The sequence below is a fragment of the Roseospira goensis genome, from assembly GCF_014197795.1.
GTDB lineage: Bacteria > Pseudomonadota > Alphaproteobacteria > Rhodospirillales > Rhodospirillaceae > Rhodospira > Rhodospira goensis.
The window spans coordinates 212506-231135 of record NZ_JACIGI010000003.1; the positions used below are offsets into that span (position 1 = coordinate 212506).

General features: G+C 70.3%; 16 protein-coding genes. 10 read left to right on the forward strand and 6 right to left on the reverse strand.

Features of this window, described 5'->3' with window-relative positions:
• Positions 1-30 precede the first annotated feature (30 nt).
• Positions 31-879 (forward strand): ABC transporter ATP-binding protein, encoded by an 849-nt coding sequence (locus GGD88_RS02950; RefSeq protein ID WP_184431536.1) that lies wholly within the window; start codon positions 31-33, stop codon positions 877-879.
• A gap of 111 nt (positions 880-990) precedes the next feature.
• Positions 991-2238, forward strand: a complete 1248-nt coding sequence (locus tag GGD88_RS02955) for a phenylacetate--CoA ligase family protein (protein WP_184431538.1) — start codon at positions 991-993, stop codon at positions 2236-2238.
• Between the two features lie 59 nt (positions 2239-2297).
• Here GGD88_RS02955 and modA read toward each other — a convergent pair whose 3' ends face one another.
• Entirely contained in the window at positions 2298-3116 is an 819-nt protein-coding gene (gene modA, locus GGD88_RS02960) for a molybdate ABC transporter substrate-binding protein (RefSeq protein ID WP_221236970.1), read from the reverse strand.
• Between the two features lie 25 nt (positions 3117-3141).
• Positions 3142-3570, reverse strand: a complete 429-nt coding sequence (locus GGD88_RS02965; RefSeq protein WP_184431541.1) for a hypothetical protein — start codon at positions 3568-3570, stop codon at positions 3142-3144.
• A gap of 146 nt (positions 3571-3716) precedes the next feature.
• Between GGD88_RS02965 and GGD88_RS02970 the strand changes: the two genes are divergently transcribed.
• Entirely contained in the window at positions 3717-4265 is a 549-nt protein-coding gene (locus GGD88_RS02970) for a cupin domain-containing protein (protein WP_184431542.1), read from the forward strand.
• Positions 4266-4324: 59 nt separating this feature from the next.
• The gene (locus GGD88_RS02975) at positions 4325-5221 is read left to right on the forward strand and encodes a radical SAM protein (RefSeq protein ID WP_184431545.1); all 897 of its coding nucleotides are present in this window, start codon (positions 4325-4327) and stop codon (positions 5219-5221) included.
• Positions 5222-5252: 31 nt separating this feature from the next.
• On the opposite strand, the gene arsC is transcribed toward GGD88_RS02975, so the two are convergent.
• Positions 5253-5594 carry an arsenate reductase (glutaredoxin) gene (arsC, locus tag GGD88_RS02980; protein ID WP_184431547.1) on the reverse strand — a complete coding sequence of 114 codons (342 nt, stop codon included), beginning with the start codon at positions 5592-5594 and terminating at the stop codon, positions 5253-5255.
• A gap of 94 nt (positions 5595-5688) precedes the next feature.
• Between arsC and GGD88_RS02985 the strand changes: the two genes are divergently transcribed.
• The 6 genes from GGD88_RS02985 to msrA all read left to right on the forward strand — a co-directional run bounded on the left by GGD88_RS02985 (position 5689) and on the right by msrA (position 15104).
• Positions 5689-8574 carry a mechanosensitive ion channel family protein gene (locus tag GGD88_RS02985; protein WP_246423534.1) on the forward strand — a complete coding sequence of 962 codons (2886 nt, stop codon included), beginning with the start codon at positions 5689-5691 and terminating at the stop codon, positions 8572-8574.
• A 171-nt stretch (positions 8575-8745) separates the two neighbouring features.
• Positions 8746-9570 carry a flagellin gene (locus GGD88_RS02990; RefSeq protein WP_184431552.1) on the forward strand — a complete coding sequence of 275 codons (825 nt, stop codon included), beginning with the start codon at positions 8746-8748 and terminating at the stop codon, positions 9568-9570.
• 467 nt (positions 9571-10037) lie between these two features.
• Positions 10038-12239: an O-linked N-acetylglucosamine transferase, SPINDLY family protein gene (locus tag GGD88_RS02995; protein WP_184431554.1), complete on the forward strand. Its 2202-nt coding sequence runs from the start codon at positions 10038-10040 to the stop codon at positions 12237-12239.
• A 50-nt stretch (positions 12240-12289) separates the two neighbouring features.
• Positions 12290-13198, forward strand: a complete 909-nt coding sequence (locus GGD88_RS03000; protein ID WP_184431556.1) for a class I SAM-dependent methyltransferase — start codon at positions 12290-12292, stop codon at positions 13196-13198.
• An 82-nt stretch (positions 13199-13280) separates the two neighbouring features.
• On the forward strand, positions 13281-14519 hold the full coding sequence (locus tag GGD88_RS03005) for an MFS transporter (protein ID WP_184431558.1): 1239 nt from the start codon (positions 13281-13283) through the stop codon (positions 14517-14519).
• Positions 14520-14615: 96 nt separating this feature from the next.
• Positions 14616-15104, forward strand: coding sequence for a peptide-methionine (S)-S-oxide reductase MsrA (gene msrA, locus GGD88_RS03010; protein ID WP_184431604.1), 489 nt, complete (start codon positions 14616-14618; stop codon positions 15102-15104).
• Positions 15105-15114: 10 nt separating this feature from the next.
• On the opposite strand, the gene GGD88_RS03015 is transcribed toward msrA, so the two are convergent.
• The 3 genes from GGD88_RS03015 to GGD88_RS03025 all read right to left on the reverse strand — a co-directional run bounded on the left by GGD88_RS03015 (position 15115) and on the right by GGD88_RS03025 (position 18457).
• Positions 15115-15525: a helix-turn-helix domain-containing protein gene (locus GGD88_RS03015; RefSeq protein ID WP_184431560.1), complete on the reverse strand. Its 411-nt coding sequence runs from the start codon at positions 15523-15525 to the stop codon at positions 15115-15117.
• 348 nt (positions 15526-15873) lie between these two features.
• Positions 15874-16863, reverse strand: a complete 990-nt coding sequence (locus GGD88_RS03020) for a phytoene/squalene synthase family protein (RefSeq protein ID WP_246423517.1) — start codon at positions 16861-16863, stop codon at positions 15874-15876.
• Positions 16864-16909: 46 nt separating this feature from the next.
• Positions 16910-18457 (reverse strand): phytoene desaturase, encoded by a 1548-nt coding sequence (locus GGD88_RS03025; protein ID WP_184431565.1) that lies wholly within the window; start codon positions 18455-18457, stop codon positions 16910-16912.
• Positions 18458-18630: the final 173 nt, after the last annotated feature.

The window sequence follows — 18630 nt, forward strand, 5'->3', positions numbered from 1 at the left end:
TTTCCTGTCACGTGCCAGAGGACCGGACCCATGGCCCCTGCCGCCGCCGCGACCGCCGAAAGCCCGTCCGCCGCGCCCGCGCGCGAACCCATCCTGTCGGTGAACAACATCGAGGTCGTCTATGATGACGTCATCCTGGTGCTGCGCGGCGTCAGCCTGGATGTGCCCGAAGGCGAGGTCGTCACCCTGCTGGGGCCGAACGGCGCCGGCAAGACCACGACGCTCAAGGCCATCTCCGGCCTGCTGCGCACCGAAAACGGCGAGGTCACGCGCGGCGAGGTGCGGTTCATGGGCGAGAACATCGCCAACATGGCGCCGGAGCAGATCGTGCGGAAGGGCATCTTCCAGGTGATGGAGGGCCGCCGCATCGTCGAGGACATGACGGTCGTCGAAAACCTGCGCCTGGGGGCCTATACCCGCAAGGATGGTGCATCTGCGGTCAAGCGTGACCTGGAGATGGTGCTGGACTACTTCCCGCGCCTGCGCGAGCGCACCGGGCTGGCCGGCTACCTCTCGGGCGGGGAACAACAGATGCTGGCCATCGGCCGCGCTATGATGGCCCGGCCCAAGCTGATCCTGCTGGACGAGCCGTCGATGGGCCTGGCCCCGCTGCTGGTCAAGGAGGTGTTCAACATCATCCGCCAGCTCAACCGAGAGCTGAACATGACCACGCTCCTGGTGGAGCAGAACGCCAAGATGGCGCTTGGCGCCGCGTCCTATGGCTACATCATGGAGTCGGGCAAGATCGTCATGGACGGCGCCCAGCAGGACCTCCTGGACAACGAGGACGTCAAGGAATTCTACCTCGGCGGCGGCGGCGAGCACCGCAAGTCGTTCAAGAACCTGAAGTCCTACAAGCGCCGCAAGCGCTGGCTGTAACCCGCGACGTGTCGTAGGGTGAGCGCGCGCGCCCCGCGCCCGCCGCCACGGCCGGCCTGCCGCCGCCAGAGACCCGCCGCTCCCCCCTTTCGGACTCAGGGACCGCGTTCCATGGAGTATTACGACGATCTGGAGACCCGCCCCCAGGCCCAGCGCCTGGAGGAGCAGTATGCCGCCCTGCCCGGCCTGATCGCCCTCGCCAAGGGCACGGCGGCGCACTTCGGCCGCCTGCTGGCCGACGTCGACCCGGACGCGATCACCGATCCGGCGGCGCTGGCCCGGCTGCCGGTCACCCGCAAGAGCGACCTGATCCAGCTTCAGAAGGATCACCCGCCGCTGGGCGATCTGGTCTCGGACTGGGGCGACATCGGCCGCATCCTGCAGTCCCCCGGTCCGATCAACGATCCGGAGGGGACGCGCACCGGCTACTGGCGCCTGGGCCGCGCCCTGTTCGCCGCCGGCTTCCGCCGCGGCGACATGGTGCAGAACTGCTTCTCCTACCACTTCACACCCGGCGGCTGGATCTTCGACGACGCCTGCCGTTCCCTGGGCTGCCCGGTGTTCCCGGCCGGGGTCGGCAACACCGAGCAACAGGTCCACGCCCTGGCCGGCCTGGACGTGGCCGGCTACGTGGGCACCCCGTCGTTCCTGCGCATCATCCTTGAAAAAGCCGCCGAGATGGGGGTTGCCCTGCCCCGCCTGCGCAAGGGGCTGGTCTCCGGCGAGGCGTTCCTGCCGCCGCAGCGTGCGGCCTTCCGCGACGCCGGCATCCATGTCTCGCAGTGCTACGCCACCGCCGACCTGGGCCTGATCGCCTACGAAAGCCCGGGACCCGACGGCACGGTCGAGGGCATGGTGGCAGACGAGGGCGTGATCGTCGAAATCGTGCGCCCCGGCACCGGCGATCCCGTCCCGCAGGGCGAGGTCGGCGAGGTGGTGGTCACCACCTTCACGCCCGAGTACCCGCTGATCCGCTTCGCCACCGGCGACCTGTCGGCCGTTCTGCCGGGCGAGAGCCCGTGCGGGCGCACCAACATGCGCGTCAAGGGGTGGATGGGCCGCGCCGACCAGACCACCAAGGTCAAGGGCATGTTCGTCCACCCCGAACAGGTGGCCGAGGTCCTGAAGCGGTTCCCCGCGGTCAGCAAGGGCCGCCTGATCGTGCGCCACGACGACCACAGCACCGACGTCATGACCCTGCGCTGCGTCTGCGCCGACGCGCCGGACCAGGCCCTGGCCGAGAAGATCGGCGAGGCCGTGCAGGCGGTCACCAAGCTGCGCGGGGTGATCGAGTTCGTCGACGAGAACACCCTGCCCAACGACGGCAAGGTGATCGAGGACGCGCGCACGTTCGAGTAGGCGCGTTCGAGGAGGCCAGACGCCAAGAGCCGGCGCGGTCCAAACCGCCCGGGCCGGAGTCAGTGCACGGGCGCGGCCGGCTTTGTCCCCGCTGGTGGTGGCGTTGCGGCCTCGGGGTCCCCGGTCGGCATGTCGTAACCGAAGCGCTGCATGATATCGCGCGCCTCCTGATGACGCAGAAACGCGATAAACGAGCGTGCGGCATCCGAGCGGGCACCGGCCGTCAGCAGCACGGCCTGGTGCGGCAACGGCGCATGGAGATCCGCGGGCACGGTCCAGCGCGACCCGCCGGTCTCCAGCGCCAGCGCCGACACGGGCAGGAGGCCGGCCTCGGCATCGCCCGCGCTCACCACGTCGTGGACCGTGCCGGCATCCTCCAGGGTGATGAGGGCGGGCCGCAGCCTCTCGTAGACTCCCCGCGCCTGCAACACCTGCACGGCGGCGGCGCCGTGCGGCGACGTGACCGGATTGCCGATGGCCAGCGATTCGAACCCCTCGCGCCGCGTCAGCACCGTTCCGTCTGCATCCACCAGCTCCGGATCCGCCGACCACAGGGCCAGCCGCCCGAACGCGTAGGTGAACCGGCTGTCGGGCACCGTCAGGCCGGCCGCCTCGGCCTTTTCCGGTCGCAGGGCGTCGGCCGACAGGAACACCTGGAACCCCGACCCGCTGACGATCTGCGCATAAAGCCGGCCCGAGGCGCCGAAGGAGAGACTGGCCTTGTGCCCGGTGCGGGCCGCAAACCGGCGCGCGATCTCCTGCGCCGCCGGGGCGAAGCCGGCCGCGACGGCCACCCGCACCTCGCCCGCCTGAGCGGATCCCGGGCCGGCCGCAACCAGCCCCGCCCATAGCCCCACGAGCAGGATGGCGGCGGCCAAGGCCCGCCCCTGGCGGGTTCGCCCCTCAGCCCGGAAGCTGCACCGCAATCGGGCGCGCCCCCGCCGGCCGGCATCCCATCTCATGGTCCATGTCGTCATCAATGACCTCCGGTTTCAGGCGGTCGCGCAGGTAGGCGACGACGCCGTCGCGCTTGTCGGGCTTGATGAAGGCCCAGGTCATGAACAGGCCGCCACGACCCTCCAGGGCCGCGATCTCCGGGTGGTCCTGCAACCGCGTCACCGCCGCCCCCAGATCGGCCGTCGCCCCGACGTAGACCCAGCCCGGGCGCACCCCCTTGTGGAACAGCACGAACACGCCGCCGAGCCCGGTCAGCTTGGGCCGGCCCGGACGCAGGGCCAGCAGCCGATAGAAGCGCATCGACGGATCGCGCTGCCAATACGGGTCCGGGGGCGGCTTGTCCTGGTCACCGAACAGGAACGACAGGAAGGACATGGGGTCTCGCGCTCCATGCAGCCGCCGGGTCGCCGACCGGCGCCGGTCCGCCTGTCTTACGGCACTTGCGGCACCCCGGTAAATGGCCGAGAACGGAGCGCGCGCCGCATCCCGTCCACAGCCCCGCGCCCCCCCGGGAGGGTCCCATGATCACCGAGACTCGCGCCGATCCTGCGCCCGACGCCCCGACCGCCGAGGCCGTCATCCGTCACCTGGGCCTGCAGCCGCACCCGGCCGAGGGCGGCTACTTTCGCGAGACCTACCGCGCGCCCGAGGCCGTTGCGGGGGCGGCATTGCCGACTCGATACGCCGGCATGGACCGTTGCGTTTCGACCGCGATCTACTATCTCCTGACCCCGGAGACGCTGTCGGCGATGCACCGCCTGGCCAGCGACGAGGTGTTCCACTTCTACGCCGGCGACCCGGTGCAGCAACTCCATCTGCACCCGGGCGGACGCGCAGAGACCGTGACCCTGGGCGCCGACGTGTTCGCCGGCCAGCGCCCCCTGGTGGTGGTCCCGCAAGGGGTCTGGCAGGGCGCCCGTCTGTGCCCCGGCGGACGCTGGGCGCTGTTGGGCTGCACCGTCGCCCCGGGGTTCGAGTTCGCCGACTATGAGCACGGGGACCGTGCCGGGCTGGTGGCCGGATGGCCCGATGCGGCGGACCTGATCGCGGCGCTGACGACGACACCCTGAGCCCGGCTGGACGGCCGGACCGCCGGACCGCCGGACCGCCGGACGCCTGGAGAATGCCGATGACGATCGCCTACGACATGCCGCTGTACCGGCCCCCCTCCGAGGGCCGCAATCTCATCATCCAGGCGACGCTCGGGTGCAGCTTCAACCGGTGCGCCTTCTGCTCGATGTACCGCAGCAAGACGTTCCAGGTGCGCCCGCTGGCGGCGGTGTTCCGCGACATCGACGCCGCCGCCCGCGCCTGGCCCGCGGCCGACCGCGTGTTTCTGGCCGACGGCGATGCCCTGGTGCTGCCCAGCGACCACCTTCACGCCATCCTCGACCACCTGCGCGCCCGCCTGCCCGCCCTGACCCGGGTCTCGGCGTATGCCACGCCCGCCAACCTGCTGAAGAAGACGCCGGAGGAGCTGGCCGGCCTGAAGGCGGCCCGGTTGTCCCTGGTCTACCTCGGCGTCGAGTCCGGCTCGGCCGACGTGCTGCGCCGCATCACCAAGGGTGCCTCCCCGGCCGGGCATGCCAAGGCGATCGAGAAGGCGCGCGCCGCCGGCCTCAAGGTCTCCGCCACGGTGATCCTCGGCCTCGCCGGCGCCGAGGGCTGGGAGGACCACATCACCGCGACCGCCGCCCTCATCAATCAGGCGCCGCCGACCTATCTGTCGACCCTCCAGCTCTATCTCGACGACGAGCGGTTCGGGCCGTTCGTCACCCAGATGACGCGGGACGGCCGCGGCTTCACGTTCCAGGACGACGCCGCCATCCTGGCCGAGCAGCACCTGTTCCTGGAGCGCCTGGATCCGCCGGCGCCGGTCATCTTCCGCTCCAATCACGCCTCCAACGCCCTGGCGCTGGCCGGCACGCTGCCGAAGGACCGGGACCGCCTGCTGCGCGAGGTGGCCACGGCCCAGGCCGTCCTCAGCGGTCCCGGCTGGCGCCCCGCTGCCCTGCGGGCGCTGTAGCCCGACGCCACAGGGTCACAGGATCACAGGATCACAGGATCTCCAGCACGGCCTCGGGCGGCCGGCCCAGGCGCGCCCGGTCGCCGGCCACCACGATGGGTCGTTCGATCACGATCGGATGCGCGACCATGCCGGCGATCAGCGCGTCGTCGTCGAGCGCCGGGTCGTCGAGCCCGACCGCCCGCGACTCCTTCGTCCGCATCAGGTCGCGGGGCGTCATGCCGAGTCTGTGCAGGAGCACGCGCAGGGTCGCCGCGTCCGGCGGTGTCTTGAGGTATTCGATCACGGTCGGCGCCACGCCGTGCTCCCGCAGCAGGGACAAGGTTGCACGCGACTTGCCGCATCTGGGATTGTGATAAATTGCAACGGTCATCCATCCCTCCCTCGCCACGCCCCGCCCCCCGCGGGAAACGGGCGCCGGCCTGTTCCGAACCCCGGCGATCACCACCAGGAGAGTTCCCTTGACCATGCCGCGTCGCCGGCTTCGGCGCCACCACCCCGGGGCCGCGCTGGCCCTGGTCCTTCTCCTCCTCGCCGGCGTCGCGACCAGCCTCGCGGCGGGGACGGCCAGCGCGCAACTGACACAGGAACAGCAGCGCGCCCTCGGCACGGTCATCGAAACCCGAACGGCGGAGATCGAGCGTGCCGCCGCGGCACGGCTGCGCGCCGCGACGGCGCCCGAGACCGCGACCGAGACGGCCGAAACCGCCGCCGGCACGCCCGCGCCGACCGGCGACACCGCCGCCGCGCCGACCGGGACCGACGCCCCCGCCCGTGTGGATCCGGGGGGGGAGCCGGGGGGGGATCCGGTGATCGCCGACCTGACCCAGGTTCTGCGCAACCCGGAGGCGCGCCGCGCGTTGATCGCCGCGCTGGAAGCCACCGGCGGGACCACTCCGCAGGCCCCGGAACAAGGCTCGGCACGCGCCGACGCGGGCGGGGCCGGCACCGCCCGCGACGCCACGCCGCCGCCGGGACCCGGGGTGGGACCGGGGACCGGCCTAACCCGGCTTGCCGCCGGGGCCGTGTCCGCGCTGTCGCGGTCATCCCCCGCCGCATCGGGATCGGGAGAAACCGCGCCGTCGGCGTCGAGCGAGACCGCACCGGACGGTGGCACCACGCCGGCCGCAGCGCCCGACGCGGCGGCCGGGGCCGAGGCGGCATCCGCTCCGGCCGAGGCGGCGTCGGACGCGCCCGCGGCCGAGCCCGTGCTCCCCATCCCCGCGCCCGACATCTCGGTTCTGACCGGATTGGTCCAGGAGTTCTACCAGGACGCCGTCTGGGCCAGCGGCATCACGACACAGGTCCCGCAGCTTCTCGACTGGCTCGCGATCCAGTTCGACGACGACATGCGCGGCGTGTGGCTGAACCTGGCCGTGCAGATCGGCCTGGTGGTGCTGGCCGGCCTGGCCGCGGCCGCGCTGGCCCGGCTCGCGGTCGGCGGGCCGGCGCGCCGCCTCCAGGAGAAGGCCGAGGACACGGCGGCCAGCCGCCGCCTGGTCCTTCTGCTCACCCGGCTGGTGCTGCGGCTGCTGCCGATCGCGCTGTTCGCCGCGGCGGCCCAGGCGACGATGCCGCTGATCGACGCCGAGTTGCGCACCGAACTGGTCGCCGCCGTCATCGTCACCAGTCTGGTCAGCCTGCGGGCCGCGACCGTGGTCCTGCACGCCCTGCTGGCCCCACGGCGCCCGGCCCTACGGCTGGTGCCGGTCTCGGACGAGACCGCGCGGCTGCTTTACCGGGGGTTCTGGCGCGCCGCGCTGGTGCTCATGCTGGGCTACATGACGGTCGAGGTGGCGCGCCTGCTCGGCATGCCCCCGGGCGGACGCGACCTGTTGACGCACGTGATCGGCCTGATCGTGCTGATCGTGACCGTTCATACCCTGATCGCGCTGCGCGGGGTGGGCAAGCGCGCCATCCGCCGCATCACCCTGGGCAGCAGTGCCTCGGCGGCCTGGGTCAACGGTCTGCTGCGCGGGCTGGCCGACATCTGGCACCTGCTGGCGGCGGCCTACGCCATCGGCATCTTCTTCGCCTGGGTGATCGACGCCGAGCGCTGGTTCGCCCTGGCCGGCTGGGCCACGGTGAAGACCCTGGTGGTCTTCTTCCTCAGCCTGCTGGTGTTCGGCTGGATCCAGCGCGTGCGCGATGCCGGCATGATGCGCCTGCACGCCGCCACCAGCCTGGACCGCGCCGCCCGCCAGCGGGTGCGGCACTACCTGGGCCTGGCGACCACCGCCGCCCGTGTGCTGCTGCTGGCCGGGGCGCTGGCGCTGATCCTGACCGCCTGGCACCTGGACGTGGTGGCCTGGCTGAGCAGCGGCGTGGCGCAGCGCATCCTGAGCATCGGCTTCAACGTGGCCCTCGTCCTGGCCGTCTCGGTCGCCCTGTGGGAAGGGGTGAACCATCTGATCCAGCGCTATCTCAGTTCCACCGACCGGGACGGCGCCCCGGTCGAGCGCGGCCAGCGCGAACGCACCCTGCTGCCGCTGCTGCGCAACGTGCTGTCGGTGTTCCTGGTGGTGGTGGTGTCCCTGATCCTGCTGTCCGAGTTGGGGCTGGACATCGCCCCGCTGCTGGCCGGTGCCGGTGTCGTCGGCCTGGCCATCGGCTTCGGCTCCCAGAAGCTGGTGCAGGACGTCATCAGCGGCGTCTTCAACCTGCTGGAGGACACGATCGCGGTTGGCGACGTGGTCCAGGTCGGCGGCCACGCCGGGGTCGTCGAGGCCATGTCGATCCGCTCCCTGCGGCTGCGCGACCTCTCGGGCAACCTGCACACCATCCCGTTCAGCGGGGTGGACACGGTCACCAACATGACCAAGGACTTCTCGTATTACCTGTTCGAGGTCGGCGTGGCCTACCGTGAGAACACCGACCATGTGACGGCGGTGCTCCAGGAGATCGGCGACGAGTTGCGCCAGGATGCCGAGTACGGCCCGTCCATTCTGGAGCCGCTGGAAGTGCTGGGGGTCGACGGGTTCCGCGACTCGGCGGTCATCATCAAGGCCCGCATCATGACCAAGCCGATCATGCAGTGGTGGGTCGGGCGCGAGTTCAACCGCCGCATGAAGCACCGCTTCGATGCCCTGGGCATCGAAATCCCGTTCCCGCACATGACGCTCTACTTCGGCGTCGACAAGGAGGGCAACGCCCCGCCCGGCCACCTGCATGTCGACCGGCTCGCCGCCATGGGCCAGCGCGCCGCGGCCGGCGGGGCCCCCGCCTCCGCCCCAGGATCGGGCGGTTCGTCCCAGGCGGCGCCATTGCCGAGCGGCGACACGCCCGCGCCGGCCTGGCTTCCCGATCCGTCCTCCGATGGCGGCACCGATGGCGGCACCGACGGGGGGCGATAGCACGGCGGCGCGCGCTGGCCCCCATCATCGGACATGATGCCAGCTTGCGCCCGCCGGACGTCCATGATAGTGAATAAGGGAGGTAGGAGAGGGCTGTCACGCGATCGATGACAGACGACCCTGCCCCGTCCAGAAGAGGGCGTGTGACGACCCTAGAATAGGAGTTCCATCATGGCAGACATTACCCTCTCGTCGGCGACCCGCTCGAACCTGCTGTCGCTGCAGCGCACCACCGACCTCATCGACCGCACCCAGGGCCGGTTGTCGACCGGTAAGAAGGTCAATAGCGCCATCGACGACGCGCTGTCGTTCTTCAAGGCGCGTAACCTGAGCGACCGCGCCAGCGACCTGTCGACGATCAAGAACAACATCACCGAGGGCATCAACGTCGTCCAGACGGCCGTGAAGTCGCTGGAATCGATGGAAGATGTCATCAAGCAGATGAAGGCGCTGGCCTCGACGGCGAAGTCCGAGGACAGCTCGACGGTGCGTAAGACCCTCGCCAGCCAGTTCAACGACCTGGCCAGCCAGCTCAACCACATCGTGAATGACGCCGAGTACAATGGCGTGAACCTGCTCAACACCTCCGGCGAGACCTTCGAGCTGGTGTTCAGCGAGCAGACCACGACCCGGCGCCTGGATGTGGACAGCACCAAGCTGTTGGCCGCGCAGTTGGGTGGCGGCATCGACACCGCCGCCAACGACTGGGCGTCGGCGGCCAACCCCGACACCTCGCTGACCAACATCGACAGCGCTCTGACCAAGGTTCGCGAAGAGGCGCAGCGCTTCGGTACCAACGCGGCCTTGATGGAAATCCGCAAGGACTTCACCGAGGAGATGATCAACACCCTGGAGGGTGGCGCGTCGCAGCTCGTCAACGCCGACGTCAACGCCGAGTCGGCCAACATGCTGGCGCTGCAGACCCGCCAGCAGCTGGGGACCATCTCCCTGTCGATCGCGCAGCAGTCCGAGCAGTCGGTCCTGCGTCTGTTCTAAGGCGTGTCGGCCGCTTCCACCCGACGTTTGGGTGGGGGGCGGTTCAGGACCCATCCGGATCGGGGCCGCAGACCGTGTCTGCGGCCCCTTTTCTTGGCGCTGCTTTTGAGGGGGACTGCGTGAGGCTGTGTCCCGCGGCGAGGCCCGGGCGAGACAGACCGCCCGGACAGACGCCGCCGCCGGCCGCCCCGCCGCCCGGGAGTCGGACTCCGGCTCCGGCCCGTCATCCCCGCCCACACGGCGGCTCGGCCTTCATTCTGTCTTAAAGCAATCGGCTTTAGGGTGCGAAAAGCGCCGGGTGGCGCGTGCGGACCTTAGCGCCGGTCGCTCGAAATCGGAACCACCGGGGTAGAGCCGATTTCAAGCGTGACTCGGTGCGATCTCTTGGTTTCAGAGCGGAACGCCCGAATTCGAAATCACTATGCGATTCCCTATTCGGGCGTTCCGTTCTAGGCGGAGGCGAGTGTATGCCGGAGCGTGACTTCGAAGACCAGAAGAGCGCGACATCCCTCGACAGCGTGGTGAGCCTGCCCGAGGGCGGCGGCTTCCTGCAGAAGCTCGCGAGCAGTGCCCCGGTCGGGTCGGCCCTGTTCCTGGCCGAGCAACTGGACGCCCTGCACCAGATCGGCGCCCACCTGGCGGTCGTTCCCAAAGCGGAGACGTTCACCCGCCGCTTCCCGCACTACGAGTTCGGCTGGATCGCGCTGTGCGTCGCGCTGCGGCAGCTGAAGCGACTCGATGCCGCGCTGGAGACCACCGGCCTGTTCATCGCCTGGCACCCGACCGCCCCGGCGGCCTACCAGGCGCGCGCCCGGGTGCTGGTGGACCTGGGACGCGCCGACGAGGTGGCCCGGCAGTACCAGCGACGCGCCTCTCTTCAGCCCGACGACGTCACCACGCTCGCGGTCTATGGCGACCTGCTGCGAGCCTCCAACCGGCTGGACGAGGCCGCGGCGGTGTACGCGCGCGCCCTCGCGCTCGACCCGCTGCACAACGACTGCCTGTTGGGTCGCGCCGATGTCCTGGGGAAGACCGGCGACCTGAGCGGCATGCTCGCGCTGTACCGGCGCGCCCTCGCCGCCAACCCGGCCAACGCGCATGTGTTCCGCTGGCTGGCCCGCAGCGTCAACGACCTGGGCAAGACGGCTCAGGCGGAATTCCTGTGTCAACGCTCGATCCATCTGCGCCCCGACTGGGCCGAGCCGCTGGTGGATCTCGGCGACTACCGACGCAAGGGCCGGCCCGACCGGGGGGCCGAGCTGTACCGCAAGGCCCTGGTGCTGGACCCGGCATCCCACCGGGCGCTCCTCAACCTGTCCAGCACACACATGGAGCTGGGAGAGACGGAGACGGCCCTGCGGGTCCTCAGCCGCGTCGAACGGCTGAAGCCGCACTCCTCGGTGCCGCAGAGCAACAAGCTGTTCTACATGCACTACCTGGCGGAGGCGACGCAGGCCGAGATCCGGGCCGTGATCGACGCCTGGGCGCGGACCTTCGCCGACCGAACGGAGGCGCCGCCGCCCACGGTGCGCGACCCCAGGCCCGACCGGCCGCTGCGGATCGGCATGATCTCGTCCGGCTTCGGGCGCCATCCGGCCCTGAAGCTGTCGCTGCCCGCGTTCGAGGCCATGGACAGGGACACCTATCGCCTGATCGCTTACAGCGGCCGGCGGCGCGAGGACGACCTGACCAAGCGCCTCGCCGCCTGCGCCGAGATCAAGGTTGTCGAGCACCTGTACGACGCGGCGCTATCGGCCCTGATCCGCGACGACGAGATCGACATCCTGATCGACATGGCCGGGCATGCCAGCGGCTGCCGGCTGGCCATCTTCCCGCAGCGCCTGGCGCCGGTGCAGGTCAAGTGGGTGGGTGGCCAGTTCAACACCACCGGCGTGCCGGGCATGGACTGGTTCATCGCCGACGCGGTCGAGGTCCCGCCGGGTCACGAGGTCTGGTACACGGAGCGCGTCTACCGCATGCCCGACGGCTACGTGGTGTTCGAGCCGCCCGCGACGGCGCCCCCGATCTGGCCGTTGCCGGCCCGGATCAAGGATCACGTCACCTTCGGGTCGTTCAACAACCCGATCAAGGTCAACGCGCGGACCATCGACCTGTGGACCCGGGTGCTGAACGGCGTGCCGGACAGCCGCCTGATCCTGAAGGGCGACAAGTTCGCGGTCCCGGCGGCGCAACGCCACCTGCTGGCCCTGTTCGCGCGCGGCGGCATCGGCGCGGAGCGCATCATTTTCCGCGGCCACACACCGCACACCGAGCACCTGCAGACCTATAACGAGGTCGACATCAGCCTGGACCCCTGGCCGTACTCCGGCGGCCTGACCACGTGCGAGAGCCTGTGGATGGGGGTCCCGGTGGTCTCCTGGCCCGGCCCCACGTTCGCCGGGCGGCACGCCGCGTCGCATCTCAACAACGTGGGCCTGACCGAGTGGATCGCGGCCGACGCCGACGCCTACGTGGACATCGCCGTGTCCTGGGCGCACCGGCTGGACGATCTCGCGGCCCTGCGCGCCTCGCTGCGGGAGACGGTGTCTGCCTCCACCCTGTGCGACGGCCCCCGTTTCGCCCGCCACCTGGAGACCGCGCTGCGGCATATGTGGCACGACGCGCTGACGCGCAGCCGGGTCGCGCAGCCCTGTGAAATCGGGTCCTGAGGGCGACACCCGCGCCCTCGGGACACAACCCCAGACTGGAGGACGGGGCCATGGTAACAGAACCAGCCCCCGTGGCGGTCCCCGAGACGGCCCCAGAGACGGCCCCAGAGACGGCTCTGAAAACGGCTCTGGAGACGGCTCTGGAGACGGCCCCAGAGACGGGCGCGCGGAGCGACGCGGCCGAGGACGCGCGCATTCGCCGCACCGTGGCGACCCTGCGCGTCGAGGACGTCTTGCTGCTCGCGCGCAAGATCGACCGCCGCCACGCCCTGTGGCCGAAATCGCTGAACCTGTGGCGCGAGGAGCCCTGGTCGGACGACCTGCGCCGCATCGTGGACGTGAGCGGCTACACCTTCAGCGTCTTCTCCATGACGCCCGCCACGATCGCCGCGGTGACCCGCATCGCAGGGATCATTGGGGCGCGGTCGGTGCTGGAGCTGGGCGCCGGAGTCTCGACCCTGGCCCTGGCGCAGGACCTGACGGACCGGTGCGGGTCGGACTGGTCCCTGGTGTCCATCGACGAGGATGCGGACTACGCCGATCTCATCGCCGGCATGTGCGCGACCCTCTCGGTTCCGTCCCGGTACTCGGTCCTGGGGGCGCGCACGGCCCCGGCCGAGGCGTTCGACATCAGCACCCGATGCTACGACCGCCGGGACGTGCTGCCCTTCGCCGGCGCCTATGCGCCCTACGACATGCTGGTCATCGACGGCCCCAAGGCCGGCGCCGAGCCCGGCCACCCGTTCGCGCGCCTGCCGACGGTGCCGGTGTTCCGCCCGTTCCTGCGCGACGATGCCGTGATCGTGCTCGATGACGTGTTCCGGGATACCGAGTTGACGGCCATCGTGCACTGGATCCGTAACGGCCATGTCCGGCCGCTGGGGATCAGCCCGGTCGGCAAGGGCCTGTTCGTCGGGCGCCTGCGCACCCCACCCGCCACCGTGCCCGACGACTCCTGAGGGCTGCGGCCCGCCCGGCTTGCATCGGCGCACGCCCGGTGCGACAGTGTCGTCGGATCCCGTCACCTCAAGGGTTGCGACCATGACCCCCGTGCAGGCCCGCACGGCGCTGGGCTTTTCCTGCGTCGGCCATTCGATCAGTCACGTCTTTGAGCCCATCTTCTACGTCGTGGCCCTGGTGCTGCCGGCGCAGTTCGGCATCTCCTACGAGGCGTCGCTGGCGCTGATCCTGGGCGGCAAGCTTCTGTTCGGGATCGCGGCGCCCCTCGCCGGCTGGCTCGGCGACCGCTGGAGTGCGACCGGCATGATGGCGCTGTACTTCCTGGGCATCGGGACCAGCGCAATCTGGGCCGGGCTCGCGGGCAGTCCGCTGGAAATGGCGGTGGCGCTGGGCTTTCTGGGCCTGTTCGGCTCCATCTACCACCCGGTGGGCATCGCCTGGCTGGTGCGCACCGCGGTCAACCGGGGCAAGGCGCTGGGCATCAACGGCGCCTTCGGCGGGTTTGGCCCGGCCGTGGGCGGCGTCATGGCCGGGGTGCTGATCGACGCCTTCGGCTGGCGGTCGGCCTTCCTGATCCCCGGTGCCCTCACCATCGTCATCGGCCTGGGGTTCGTGTGGATGGTGGCGCGCGGCGTCATCATCGAGACCAAGGTGGATGCCCGCACCGACCCGCCGGCGGACAAGCGAGACACGGCGCGGGTCTACGTCATCATCGCGCTAACCATGCTGGTGGGCGGCATCATCTACCAGGCCACCCAGGCCAGCATGCCGAAGGTGTTCGAGGAACGCCTGGGCGGCCTGCTGGGCGATGGCGCCAGCGGGGTCGGGCTGGCGGTCATGATCGTCTACGGCATCGCCGGACTGTTCCAGATCCTGACCGGACACCTGGCCGACCGCCTTCCGCTCAAGACCGTCTATATCGCCATGTACGTCGCCCAGGTGCCCGTCCTGGCGCTGGCGGCGTCGGCCACCGGGCTGCCGCTGCTGCTGGTCATGCTGATGATGGTGTCGTTCAACATCGGCGCCCTACCGGCGGAGAACAGCCTGCTGGCGCGCTACACACCGCCAAGCTGGCGCTCCACCGCCTACGGCCTCAAGTTCGTGCTGGCGTTTGGCATCAGCGGCCTCGCGGTGCCCCTGGTGGCCTGGGTGCGGGCCGCCACCGGCGACTTCACGGTGCTGTTCCTCCTGCTCGCCGCACTGGCGGCGCTGGTGATCGTAGCCGGCATCCGGCTGCCGCGCGAGCGCCCCGAAACCGCCGCACCCCCCGCCCCGTCGCCTGCCCCGTCGCCTACCGCGTCGCCCGCGCCGGCGGAATAGCCGGCGCCACCAGTGCACCCGCCTTGTTCGCGGCGTCGCGCCGGCCCATATGCGCGGGACAGGGATCACATGCGCAGAGACGGGAGCACGCTGTCCATGGCCACCCGCTTCGCCACCTTCGGCGCCGGCTGCTTCTGGGGGGTCGAGTTGGCCTTCCGCAACGTCGATGGGGTTGTCGCCACCACGGTTGGCTACGCCGGCGGCCATGTCGCCCAGCCGACCTACCACATGGTCTGCTCGGACACGACCGGTCACGCCGAGGTTGTGCGGGTGGAGTATGACCCGGCCGCGGTGAGCTATGCGCGCTTGCTCGACGTGTTCTGGCAGGCCCACGATCCCACCCAGGTCAACCGACAGGGTCCCGATGTGGGCAGCCAGTACCGCAGTGTGATCTTCGTCCACGACGCCGAGCAGCGCGCCGCCGCCGAGGCCAGCAAGGCCGACCAGGACGCCTCCGGCCGCCACCGTCGGCGCATCGCCACCCAGATCGAACCGGCCGGCGACTTCTGGCCCGCCGAGGACTATCACCAGCAGTACCTGGAAAAGCGCGGCTATCAGGCCTGCGGGGCCTCGCTGCGGGCCTGACCGGCGGCGCCTATCGCCTGACCAGAGCCGCCAGCAGACTGGCGAAATCGCGGCGCACCGACTCGGGCGCGGCGTAGTACGCCGACAGCAGCGCCCGGCTTTCCGGATGGCACAGGGGATCGGCCTCGGCGCATCGCCGCCCGGCCGGCGCGGGCGCCGCAAGGGGATCGCGTCCGCCGTAGAAGTCGCCCACCGTGACGCCGAGCACGCGCGCCGCCACGGCCAGATGCGCCACCGGAATGATGGTGATCGCCTCCTCCAGCTTGCGAAGCTGGGCCGGCGTCAGCCCCATGCGGGCGGCCATCACCTCACGCGAGACCCCCGCCGCCTCCCGCAAGGCCCGCAACCGCTGTCCGACGCTGCGTTCAAGCGCGGCGTCGCGCCGACCCCGCACCCCTCGACCCATTCCCTCCGTGTCCACCGGCGCCTCCCCAACTCTTGCGCCGCCGCGTGACGGCGTCACCACACGGTGCGCGCGCACCCTGCCGTATCATCACGCCTCGCCTGTGTTGAGAACAAGCGAAAAGCGCTCCGGATGCACTATGTTCTATTAGGTTGCAGAACGCGACCGGGCGCGCGCCGGCGCGCTCCCCCGCGCCCGACGCCCCGTACATTCCGCGCGGAGTCACGCGATCAATCCGAACCACGGCGTGGGTCCGATTGATCGCGATCCGCGCCAAGCCTGACCGGCCACGAAAAAACCCCACCCGGCCCGGGTGCCGGGCGCGGGTGGGGCGTCACGCGAACGGGCCCAAGACGGAAGCCGTTTTCAGGCGCGGCGGCGCTGCTCCAGGTGCGAGACCAGTTCGAACGCCCAGATGAGACGACCGCTGTAGGTCTCTTCCTCGGGCGCGCCCGCACGCTCGCCGACCCAGATGTTGCGCCTGATCGCGGCCGCCTCGACCAGGAAATGCGTCTCGGGGACGGCCGGCGCCGGGTCGATCCGCCGGTACCACATCGCGTCCCGCGTGGCCTCGCCGAGCAGCGCCAGCTTGCGCGCCTTCGGGACGTAGGCCCGGCGCGACATCGAGTCGAAGTCGGCCTGGGCGATTTCCCCGCCGATGGCGGCGTAGATCAGCCGGGCGGCGTGGATCGCCGGCCGGCACCCGGACGGCAGGCCGGCAATGCCCGACGCGGCACGGTCGTACAGCCGCTGGGCTTCGTCCAGCACCCGCGCCACCACATCGGCCAGGGCCGGCGAATAGCGCGGCCGTGCCAGCCAGGCGTCGGGGTCGAGTCCGGCATCCCACATCCATTGCCGCGGCAGGTACAGCCGGCCGCGGCGGGCATCCTCGCCGACGTCGCGACAGATGTTGGTGAGCTGCATCGCCACGCCGAGATCGCAGGCCCGCGCCAGCACGTGGGGATGGCGAGCCCCCATCAACACGCTCATCATGGCGCCGACGGCCGCGGCGACTCGGGCGCTGTAGGCGCGCACGTCGGAGATGGTCTCGTAGACCCGGGCCTCCGCATCCCAGACGAAGCCCTCCAGCAGGGCCTCGGGCAGCGCGCGCGGCATGCGATAGCGCCGCACCGTGTCGGCGAACGCACGGTCGACGGGGCTGTCCATCGGATCACCGGCGTACACCCGGTCGAGCCGGTAGCGCAGGTGGGCCACCGCCTCCAGGCAGGCGTCGCACTCGTCCACCGCGTCGTCGGACAGGCGGCAGAACGCGTACAGGGCATAGGCCGGGTCGCGGTAGGCCCGCGGCAGCAGCAGGGATGCGGTGTAGAAGCTGTGGGAGCCCGTGCGGATCATGGACCGGCATTCGGTCCGGTCCTGGGGCGAGGCGAGATCGCGGGTTCTAGACCAGGGCCTTGGCATCGGGAACCACCTCTTCCAGCACCCGGGCTGAGGACAGCACCCCGGGCATGCCGGCGCCGGGATGGGTGCCCGCGCCCACGAGATAGAGCCTTTTCACGTCCTCGCTCTTGTTGTGCGGTCTGAACCAGGCGCTCTGGAAGAGCGTCGGTTCCAGCCCGAAGGCTGCCCCCTTGACCGACAGAAGATGATCGCGGAAGTGCGTGGGTGTGACGAGACGAGAGCTGACCACGTGCTGCTCCAGCCCCGGCAGCACGGTCTTCTCCAGGACCGCGGCCACCTTCTTCCGATAGGATTCGGCGATGGTCTCCCAGTCGTCGCCGCTGTCCAGGTGTGGCACCGGCGACAGGACGTAGAAGGCATCGCAGCCGTCGGGCGCCAGCGACGGATCGGTCGCCGTCGGGCGGTGCAGGTACAGGCTGAAGTCGTCGGCCAGCTTGTGCCGATCGAAGATGTCCTTCAGCAGGCCCTGATAGCGCGGGCCCAGCAGGATGGTATGGTGCGGCACATCCTCGTAGCGCCGGTTGGTCCCGAAGTACCAGACGAACAGGCTCATCGAATAGCGGGCCTTGTCCAGCTTCCGGTCGGTCCAGCGCTTGCGGTGTTCCGGGGCGATCAGTCTCTTGTAGGTGAAGGCCGAGTCGGCATTCGACACCACGATGTCGGCGTCGATGACCTCGCCGCCGCGCAGCCGCACCCCCACGGCCGCCCCGTCCTTGACCAGGATCTGCTCGACCTCGGCCTTGTAGCGGACGGTGTTGCCCTGGCCCTCGATCAGGCCGGCCATCCCCTCGGCCAGCTTGCCGGTCCCGCCCATGGCGAAGTGCACGCCCCACTTGCGCTCCAGGTAGGCCACCAAGCTGTAGATCGAGGTCGCGCGCAGCGGATTGCCACCCAGGAACAGCGGATGGAAGCCCATGCCAATGCGCAGGCGCTCGTCCCGGAAGTGCTTGGACACATGCGCGTGCACCGACCGGTCGGCCCGCAGCCGGATCAGGTTCGGCAGCAGCTTCGCCATGTCCCACAGGGTGTTGAACGGCACATGCGCCAGCTTCATGAAGCCGGTGTGGAAGATGTCCCTGCTCTCTTCCAGGTACCGCTCGTAGCCGCCGACGTCGCCCGGCGACAGGCGCCGGATCTGGGCCTGCATGTCCTCGGCGTCGTCGCTGCACGTCAGCCATTCGCCGTCCGGGAAGCGGATCTTGTAGAACGGCGACAACGCCCGCAGTTCCACGTCATCGGCCATCCGCTTGCCGCACAGCTCCCACAACTCCTCGAAGAGATAGGGCGCGGTGACGATGGTCGGACCGGCATCGAAGGTGAAGCCGTCCTGGCGGAACACGTAGGCGCGCCCGCCGGGCGCATCCAGCCGGTCGACCACGGTGACGCGGTAGCCCCGCGCCCCGAGCCGGATCGCCGCCGCGAGACCCCCGAATCCGGCCCCGATAACGACGGCATGCGGCGCGTGAGCGCCCGGGTCTCCGCCGCCGGCGCCATCGGCGCGCCGGAGCGGACTGGGAGAAGGTGACATTGTGGAACGCCTCGGAACTGTCAGCCGGGGTTGACTATAGCAGTGTCAATCGCGCTTGATCAACCGTCTGCCCGCACCTGTATGGGTTCAGGCTGCCTGAGACTCTGGAGAAGGCTCCTTGAGAGCGTTTTGAAGGTACGCGAGCGGGGTCAGGCCGTTCAAGGCGCGATGGG

Bases quoted from the DNA above. Each gene is read 5' to 3' on its own strand.
- GGD88_RS02995 (WP_184431554.1), top strand. From the start codon at position 10,038: ATGCCGGAGCGTGACTTCGAAGACCAGAAGAGCGCGACATCCCTCGAC.
- GGD88_RS02965 (WP_184431541.1), bottom strand. From the start codon at position 3,570: ATGTCCTTCCTGTCGTTCCTGTTCGGTGACCAGGACAAGCCGCCCCCG.
- arsC (WP_184431547.1), bottom strand. From the start codon at position 5,594: ATGACCGTTGCAATTTATCACAATCCCAGATGCGGCAAGTCGCGTGCA.
- GGD88_RS02975 (WP_184431545.1), top strand. From the start codon at position 4,325: ATGACGATCGCCTACGACATGCCGCTGTACCGGCCCCCCTCCGAGGGC.
- msrA (WP_184431604.1), top strand. From the start codon at position 14,616: ATGGCCACCCGCTTCGCCACCTTCGGCGCCGGCTGCTTCTGGGGGGTC.
- GGD88_RS03025 (WP_184431565.1), bottom strand. From the start codon at position 18,457: ATGTCACCTTCTCCCAGTCCGCTCCGGCGCGCCGATGGCGCCGGCGGC.
- GGD88_RS03000 (WP_184431556.1), top strand. From the start codon at position 12,290: ATGGTAACAGAACCAGCCCCCGTGGCGGTCCCCGAGACGGCCCCAGAG.
- GGD88_RS02970 (WP_184431542.1), top strand. From the start codon at position 3,717: ATGATCACCGAGACTCGCGCCGATCCTGCGCCCGACGCCCCGACCGCC.
- GGD88_RS02985 (WP_246423534.1), top strand. From the start codon at position 5,689: ATGCCGCGTCGCCGGCTTCGGCGCCACCACCCCGGGGCCGCGCTGGCC.
- GGD88_RS02950 (WP_184431536.1), top strand. From the start codon at position 31: ATGGCCCCTGCCGCCGCCGCGACCGCCGAAAGCCCGTCCGCCGCGCCC.
- GGD88_RS03020 (WP_246423517.1), bottom strand. From the start codon at position 16,863: ATGATCCGCACGGGCTCCCACAGCTTCTACACCGCATCCCTGCTGCTG.
- GGD88_RS02990 (WP_184431552.1), top strand. From the start codon at position 8,746: ATGGCAGACATTACCCTCTCGTCGGCGACCCGCTCGAACCTGCTGTCG.
- GGD88_RS03005 (WP_184431558.1), top strand. From the start codon at position 13,281: ATGACCCCCGTGCAGGCCCGCACGGCGCTGGGCTTTTCCTGCGTCGGC.
- GGD88_RS02955 (WP_184431538.1), top strand. From the start codon at position 991: ATGGAGTATTACGACGATCTGGAGACCCGCCCCCAGGCCCAGCGCCTG.